The sequence below is a fragment of the Brevirhabdus sp. genome (assembly GCF_052826345.1).
The window spans coordinates 1-7,754 of the sequence record NZ_JBRBUA010000031.1 but is presented as its reverse complement, the minus strand read 5'-3'; the positions used below and the strand labels follow the sequence as shown (position 1 = coordinate 7,754).

The following is a 7,754-nucleotide window of genomic DNA, read 5'->3' as shown; positions in this document are numbered from 1 at the left end:
TAAATTGCGCGCGATGGAAATCATCGATGGGGTCGAGGGCTGGCGGCGCGGCCCCTATTGCGGCGCAATCGGACAGATGGACGCGGAGGAGGCCTGCTTCAACGTGGCGATCCGCACGCTGCGGCTGACGCCGGACGGGCGCGCGACATTCGGCGTCGGATCGGGCGTGGTTGCCGACAGCGAGGGCGAGGACGAATGGCGCGAATGCCTGTCGAAGGCCCGCTTCCTTTCCCGGATCATTTCGTCAGATTGATCTCGCGCAGCCGCTGCAACAGGAAATCGTGGCTGGGCAGCGGTTCGTACTGGTCGGGGTGATCCGCATCGACGCACTCCGGCAGCGTTTCGATCACGAAATCGGGCCGGAAATGCAGGAAGAACGGCATCGAGAACCGGCTGCGGCGCGATGCCTCGCCCTGCGGATTGACGACGCGGTGCACGGTCGAGCGCAAACGGTCGTTCGTCAGGCGCGAAAGCATGTCGCCGATGTTCACCGCCAGCGCGCCGGGGGGCGGCGACACCGGGATCCATTTGCCCTGACGCGACAGCAGTTCCAGCCCCGCCTCTTCCGCGCCCAGCAGCAGGGTGATCGTGTTGATGTCGCCATGCGGTGCCGCCCGCACCGCACCCTCGGCATTCTCTACCGGAGGATAATGCAGCAGGCGCAGCACCGAATTGCCCTGGTCCACCGTGGCGTCGAACCAGTCGGGTGCCAGCCCCAGATGGACCGCGATGGCCGACAGGATCTTCAGCCCCGCCTTGTCGAATTCGGCATAAAGCGTCTCGAAAATCTCGCGGAATTCGGGAAGCTCGCCCGGCCAGACATTGGCGGGCATGAATTCCTCAAGCGGATCGCCGGCGGGCAGGCTGCGCCCGACGTGCCAGAATTCCTTCAGGTCGCTGACATCCGCGCCCACCGCCTTTTCGGTGCGATAGGGCGTATATCCGCGCGCGCCGCCGCCGCCCTCGATGAAATAGGCGCGCTTGGTATCGTCCGGCAGCGCAAAGAATTCGCGGCTCAGCCTTTCGGCCCGCGCGATCAGGTCCTGATCGATCCCGTGGTCCGACACGACCGCAAAGCCGAATTCGGAAAAGCTGCGTCCGAGCTCATCCGCCAGCACCTCAACCGGCTGCGTCAGCGAAACATGGGCGATAGTGTCGGTCATGCCAATTCCAGTCATGGAGCCGCCCTTACATCGGCAGCATGAGTCCCGCCAGAGCCGCGCTCATAAGGTTCGACAGCGAACCCGCCGCCAGCGCCTTTGGCCCCAGCCGCGCGACCACCGGCCGCTGGTTGGGGGCCAGCCCGCCGATCACCGCGATCTGGATCGCGATGGATGAGACATTGGCGAACCCGCACAGCGAGAACGTGACGATGGCGCGGCTGCGCTCGCTCAGCACGCCGGGGTCGAAACCGCCCAGTTCGATGAAGGCGACAAATTCGTTGAGCACGATCTTGGTGCCGAACAGCCCGCCCGCGACCTGCGCCTCGTTCCACGGAATGCCCAGCAGATACATCACGGGCGAGAAGATCCAGCCCAGCACGGACTGGAAGGTCAGCCCCTCGACCCCCAGCAATTCGCCCACACCAGACAGCAAGCCGTTGGCGAGCGCCACCAGCGCCACGAAGGCCAGCAGCATCGCGCCGACCGCGACCGCCAGCTTCACGCCGGTCTGCGCGCCCTGCGCGGCGGCCATGATGACATTGGCAGGCTTTTCCTCGTCGTCATGCGCGCCGGGAATATCGTCGCCCGTCTCACCGGCCACTGTCTCGCCCTCCGCCACGGGCGAGGGTTCGATGGTGTCGGGCATGATGATCTTGGCCATCAATATGCCGCCGGGCGCGCTCATGAACGCGGCGGCCAGCAGATAAGGTAGATATTGCGCGCCCAGCAGGCTGGCATAGGCGGCCAGGATCGTGCCCGCGACGCCCGCCATGCCCACGCTCATCAATGTGAACAGCCGCGACGGCGCAAGGCCCGCCAGATAGGGCCGCACCACCAGCGGGCTTTCAGACTGGCCGACGAAGATATTCGCCGCCGCCGCCAGCGATTCGACGCGGCTGATGCCCGTTACCCATGCGATCGCCCCGCCCACCCAACGGATGATCAGCTGCATCACGCCCAGATAATACAGCACCGACACAAGGCTGGCGAAGAAGATGATGACGGTCAGCGCCGCGATGGCAAAGCTGTTGCCGCCGATGTCCGGGCTGGCCAGCGGGCCGAAGATGAAGTTGGTCCCCTCTGCCGCATAGCCCAGCAGGTTCGACACGCCGCGCGACATCGTCGCGATCACCGCCGCGCCCCACGGCGTGCGCAGCACCAGCACCGCCATCACCGCCTGCAGCGCAAAGGCCGCACCCACGACGCGCAGCCGGATCGATCGGCGATTGTTCGAAAGCGCAAGGGCGATCAGCAGGATCAGGCCGATGCCCAGAAGGCTGACGAAAGGCGTTTGCATGAAGGAGGCATACCGGCAGCGGCGGGAAACGGGCGACTCCATGCCGCTATTGCAACAAGCCGCGCCCATGCTCAAGCGCGTTGCGCGGCGGGTCTCCGTTCCTATCCCCGTCGATGCCCCCGAATTTCGCAAGCCGGCGCTTTCCCGGCAGGCATTTTTGGCGCTAGTGATGCGCGATGATCGAATCCGCCCGCGAGATCGACCTCTCGCCCCAATATCCCCGCCCGCTGTTCCTCTATGCGCTGTTCTACGGCGGCATGACCTGCATCGCGGGCGTATTGGGCGCGAAACAGGTCGCGCTCGGCCCGCTGGCGGTGGAGGCGGGGATCTTCCCCTTCCTGTTGCTGGTGTCGATCTCCAGCAGCGTCGCGCAGCTCTATGGGCAGAAGACCGCGACGCAGATGGTGCGCTTCGGCTTCGTGCCGCTGGTAATGGCGATTTTGCTGACCTTTATCGTGCTGGCCCTTCCGACCGATCAGGGCATGTACGAACCCGCGAAAGAGGCGTTTCCCATCGTGCTGGGGCAAAGCTGGCGGCTGATGGCGGCGGGTATCATCGCCTATGGCATCTCGATGTCGCTCAACGTGCTGATCTTCTCGCGCCTTGCGGTGCTGGTGCGCGTGCCGATGCTGGCGCGCGGCGCGGTCGCCTCGATCGTCAGCCAGGTGATCGACACGCTGATCTTCATCACCGTCGCGTTCTATGGCGTGCGGCCCATCGCCGACCTGATCGCCGGACAGGCGCTGGCCAAGGTGGTGCTGTCGCTGGTGCTGGTGCCGCCGGTGATCGCGCTGCTGGTGCGACTGGCGCGCTGGATGGAGCCCGGAAACATCCATCCGCGCGCCTGAACGTGCGGCCTATTCGGGCGCGAACACACGGTTCAGATAAGCGGCCAGACGCAGCCCCCCCTTCTGCAGCCGTTCCTCCATCAACCCCTTGAACCGGTAGTTGTATTCATAGCCCAGATCGGGATCGGCGGGATACAGGCCGGGCCGCACCGCCGCGCTGTCGGCGATCCAAACCCTCGGATCGGGGCTGGCCCATTCGCGCATTTCCTGCGGCGTCAGGTCGGCGTTCAGCCATTCGGCATATTCGCTGTAGGACAATTCCTGGCTGTCGAGCAGACCCGAATCCCACAGCGCATGCAGATTCGTCGGCTCGCCGAACCACGTCACCTTTACGTCATTGCCGCCACGGTCGGTGCCGTCGCCCGCATGCAGCGGCTGCTGCAGGTCGCCGACGATATGGACGATGAAGCGCAGCGCTGTCTGCCTGTCGGACAGGCTCGCCGACGGATCGCGCAGGGTCGCGGCAAAGCGGTCCAGCGCGGTCAGCGCATCGCCCTGCGGCGGAGCGCCTGCATCGTCATACGCCTGCCCTTCCGGCACGGTCACGTAATGCCATGGGCTGGCGGTCTGCTGCCAGAATTCGTCGGGATCCGAACGCATGAAATCGGGCCACGGCCCGGCTTCGGCCAAGGTTTCGCTGCCCAGTATCTCCAGCATGGCGGCATGCGCCTGCGGAGAGAGATATTCCTGCGCGATCGCGCCCACGATGCGGTGCCCGTTCGCGCCCCACGCCATCGCGGGCGGGCTGGCGGCAAGCGTGCAGGCCATGGCGGCGAGGGCGCAAAGGCTGCGGGCGATGCGGTTGTTCTTCACTCTCGGCGACACTCCGGACGGGCTGATATTCAAAGACGGCTTCGTGACGAGCCACTGCCGCAAGCGCAAGGGCCTGCCCCGAGGGGCACCCTGACAAAACGGCAGGGATAGTCTCCATTGCGTCGGGCGCTATGCCCGCGTTATGCGACAAATTGAAGGAAAGCCGCCATTCGGTTTCGGCAATCCGCTCCGCCTGTCCTTTGCCCGGCCACATACGGGCCAGCCATTTACGGGAATGCCATGAATTACGTAGAAACGATCAACAAGGAAGTCATGGGCATGGCCGAAGGGCTGGTCGCCTCGCTGCCCAGCCTGGCCATCGGGCTGGTCATCATCCTCGTCACATGGCTGGTCGCCAAGATCGTCGTGCGCATCACCGGGCGGATCGCCGCCAAGGCCAATCTGCGCGAAAGCCTGCGCAATCTGATCGCGACCGTCACCCATGTCGCGGTGTGGATCATCGGCCTGATGATCGCCGCGACCGTCGTGCTGCCCGGTCTGGAACCGGCAGGCCTTATCGCGGGGCTCGGCATCGGCACGGTGGCGATCGGCTTTGCGTTTCAGGACATTTTCGAGAATTTCCTCGCCGGCGTCCTCATCATGCTGCGCGAGAACATGCAGATCGGCGATCTGATCGAGGTCGAGGGCGTGCTGGGCAAGGTCGAGAAGATCACCTTGCGCGAGACCCATATCCGCCAGCTCACCAACGAGCTGACGATCATGCCCAATTCGATGCTGTTCAAGAACCCGGTCCAGATCCTGACCGACGCGCATATCCGCCGCGACGAGCTGATGGTGGGCGTGTCCTACGACACCGATCTCGACCGTGCGATGAAGGTGATCGAGGGCGCGATGGTGGGGATCGAGGCGATCGACACCGAAAAGCCGGTCTCGGTCTTCGCATGGTCCTATGGCGCAAGTTCGGTCGATTTCCTCGTCCAGTGGTGGTCCGACGCCCGCCCGCGCGACCGGCGCGAGACGAAGAGCGACGTGGTGCGCGCGATCAAGCGGGCGCTGGACGATGCGGGGATCGAGATTCCGTTCCCCTATGTCACCCACACCTTCAAGGAGCCGGTGCCCCTGCTGCGCGACGCGGCCGAGTAAGCCTGCATGGACAGCACCACTAAGGCCCGCCTGATCGCCCTCGCCCGCGAGGCGGCGGGCAAGGCCCATGCGCCCTATTCGCGATTCCACGTCGGCTGCGCGGTGATGGCCGAGGACGGTTCGGTCGTGACCGGCGCCAACATGGAGAACGCCTGCTACCGGCTGGGCCTGTGTGCCGAGCAATCGGCGTTGACCGCCGCGCAGCACGCGTTCGGTCTGGCCGCGATCACCCATGTGGTCGTGGCGGGCGGTCCGATGGTTGACGGCGCCATCGCGGGCGAGGATGTCATCACCCCGTGCGGTGGCTGCCGTCAGGCGATTGCCGAGGCGGCTTCGCTATCGGGCCGCGACATCGTGGTGATCTCCGCCAGCGCCACGGGTAGCGAGATGCTGGAGACTACGATCTCGCAGCTTCTCCCGCACGGGTTCGGCGCGGACGTCCTGCCCGGTTAGGCGATCCGACGCTCGGCCCGCTGGTCGAGCAGCGCATTAGCCTCAAGCGCGCCCATCGGACGGCCGAACAGAAAGCCCTGGATCTTCGAGCAGCCGAGCTGGCGGATGCGTTCCAGCTCGCGCTCGCTCTCCACGCCCTCGGCCGTCGTTTCCATGCCCAGCGCGTCGCACATGGCGACCACGGCGCGGATGATGGCCAGCGATTCGGGGCTGTCCTTGGCCGCGCCGGTGACAAAGCTGCGGTCGATCTTGATCGTGTTGAACCGGTTGTTGCGCAGATAGCCCAGCGAGGAATAGCCGGTCCCGAAATCGTCCAGCGCCAGCTTGCAGCCCAGCGACTGGATCTGGTTCAGCGTCGATTGCGCCGCCCCGCCGTCGCGCAGGAAGATCGATTCGGTCACTTCCAGCTCCAGCCGTTCAGGCGCGAGCCCGCTGGCGGCCAGCGCCGACACGACCGTGCTGGCGAAATTGGCGTCGAGCATCTGCTCTGCCGAGACGTTGACCGCCACCTTCACATGGCCCGGCCAGTGCGCCGCCTCGTCACAGGCGCGGCGCAGCGCCCATTCGCCGATGGGGACGATCAGCCGCGTATCCTCGGCAATGGGGATGAACTTGGCGGGGCTGACGCGGCCGAACTCCACGCTGTTCCAGCGCATCAGTGCCTCGAAGCTCAGGATCTCCTCTGTCACCGCGTCGACCACCGGCTGGAAGTTCAACTCCAGCTCGTCACGCTCAAGCGCGTGGCGCAACGCGAATTCCAGCTTGCGCCGCTCCTCGGCATGGGCGTGCATCTGCGGCTCATAGGCGAAATGGCTGCCGCCGCCCTCGTCCTTCGACCGATAGAGCGCAAGGTCGGCGTTGCGCATCAAAGTTTCCACCGTGCGCGCATCGCGCGGGCCCACGGCGGATCCCACCGACGCGCCCACGAACAGCGTGTGGTGATCGACGTCATAGGGCTTCGACAGCACGTCGATGATCGCATGCGCCATGCGGTCCACCGCCTCGCGGTCGTTGACGTCGGCCATGACGACCGCGAACTCGTCGCCGCCCAGACGGCCGCAGGTGTCGTGCTGACCCATCAGCACGCGCAGGCGGCGCGAGACCTGTGCCAGCAGCTTGTCGCCGATCTGGTGGCCCAAAGTATCGTTGACCGCCTTGAACCGGTCGAGGTCGATCATCAGGAACGCGCAGCGCGTGCGCCACTGCTCGGCCCGCTGCAGCGCAGTGCCCAGCGCCTCGGTCAGCATCATGCGGTTGGGCAGGCCGGTCAGCTGGTCATAGCGGGCAAGCTGCGCGATCTTCTCGGCGCTCTCGCGCTGTTCGGTGACGTCGGATCCCACGCCGCGAAAGCCCGCGAACTGGCCGTGCTCGTCATGCTTGGGCGTGCCCGACAATTCCCACCAGCGGGTGCGCCCGTTCATCGACACGCGCACCATCATATTGGAAAAGCTTTCGCGCCGCTTCAGCCGCTCGGCCAGATCGCGCAGCGACGACGGCAGCGCGCCCGAATCCCAGCCCTCGCCCGCGATCAGGCGCAATAGGGGCTGACCGTCGGCCTCGCGCGGTTCCATGCCCAGCGCGTGGGCGAACCGGGGCGACACGCCGCGCACCCGGCGCGAGGCATCGACCTGCCACAGCCAGTCGGCCGAATTTTCCTCGAACTCGTGCAGCAGCAGCGAGACGGTTTCCTGTTTCTCGGCCAAGTTCGCCTCGGTCAGGCGCAGCCGCAGATACAGGCGCGACAGCGACACCGCGCCCGCCGCGACCACCACGGCAAAGGCGATCTGCGCCAGCACGCCGCCGAAATCGCCCGCCAGCACCATCGACAGCGCGCCGGCGATGCCGAAGATCGCGATGAAGGTCATCGCTGCGGTCGGCACGGCGGACAGCGCCAGCACGAACACGCCGATCAGCAGCGCCATGACCGCATATTGCGGCGCATTGCCGCTGGCCATCGCATCGGGGAACGCCAGCATCGGCCCTGCCCACAGCAGCCCCGCCATGCCGACGGTGGCGAGATGGGTGCGCTGCTCCTCGACCGCCATCTGGCGGCGTTCGGCATCGATAAAACCGCGC

General features: G+C 65.9%; 8 protein-coding genes. 4 read left to right on the top strand and 4 right to left on the bottom strand.

Annotation, left to right across the window (positions count from 1 at the left end; translation table 11 throughout):
* Positions 1-253, top strand: a 253-nt coding sequence (locus tag ACU0BR_RS04850; protein WP_446155723.1) for a chorismate-binding protein, incomplete at its 5' end; no start/stop codon positions are given.
* On the opposite strand, the gene ACU0BR_RS04845 is transcribed toward ACU0BR_RS04850, so the two are convergent.
* Both ACU0BR_RS04845 and ACU0BR_RS04840 read right to left on the bottom strand, forming a co-directional pair.
* Positions 237-1,163: an isopenicillin N synthase family dioxygenase gene (locus ACU0BR_RS04845; protein ID WP_446155722.1), complete on the bottom strand. Its 927-nt coding sequence runs from the start codon at positions 1,161-1,163 to the stop codon at positions 237-239. The two genes, ACU0BR_RS04850 and ACU0BR_RS04845, sit on opposite strands and share 17 nt — an antisense overlap.
* Before the next feature lie 25 nt (positions 1,164-1,188).
* The gene (locus tag ACU0BR_RS04840) at positions 1,189-2,460 is read right to left on the bottom strand and encodes a NupC/NupG family nucleoside CNT transporter (RefSeq protein WP_446155721.1); all 1,272 of its coding nucleotides are present in this window, start codon (positions 2,458-2,460) and stop codon (positions 1,189-1,191) included.
* A gap of 176 nt (positions 2,461-2,636) precedes the next feature.
* Here ACU0BR_RS04840 and ACU0BR_RS04835 point away from each other — a divergent pair, with 176 nt between their 5' ends.
* A complete protein-coding gene (locus ACU0BR_RS04835) occupies positions 2,637-3,308 on the top strand; it encodes a queuosine precursor transporter (protein WP_446155720.1) in 672 nt (223 codons plus the stop codon).
* Positions 3,309-3,317: 9 nt separating this feature from the next.
* Here ACU0BR_RS04835 and ACU0BR_RS04830 read toward each other — a convergent pair whose 3' ends face one another.
* Positions 3,318-4,121, bottom strand: coding sequence for a S1/P1 nuclease (locus ACU0BR_RS04830; RefSeq protein WP_446155719.1), 804 nt, complete (start codon positions 4,119-4,121; stop codon positions 3,318-3,320).
* Positions 4,122-4,361: 240 nt separating this feature from the next.
* Between ACU0BR_RS04830 and ACU0BR_RS04825 the strand changes: the two genes are divergently transcribed.
* A complete protein-coding gene (locus ACU0BR_RS04825) occupies positions 4,362-5,225 on the top strand; it encodes a mechanosensitive ion channel family protein (RefSeq protein WP_446155718.1) in 864 nt (287 codons plus the stop codon).
* 6 nt (positions 5,226-5,231) lie between these two features.
* Positions 5,232-5,678: a cytidine deaminase gene (locus ACU0BR_RS04820; protein ID WP_446155717.1), complete on the top strand. Its 447-nt coding sequence runs from the start codon at positions 5,232-5,234 to the stop codon at positions 5,676-5,678.
* On the opposite strand, the gene ACU0BR_RS04815 is transcribed toward ACU0BR_RS04820, so the two are convergent.
* A partial coding sequence (locus ACU0BR_RS04815; RefSeq protein WP_446155716.1) for a putative bifunctional diguanylate cyclase/phosphodiesterase occupies positions 5,675-7,754 on the bottom strand: 2,080 nt, incomplete at its 5' end. The genes ACU0BR_RS04820 and ACU0BR_RS04815 overlap by 4 nt on opposite strands.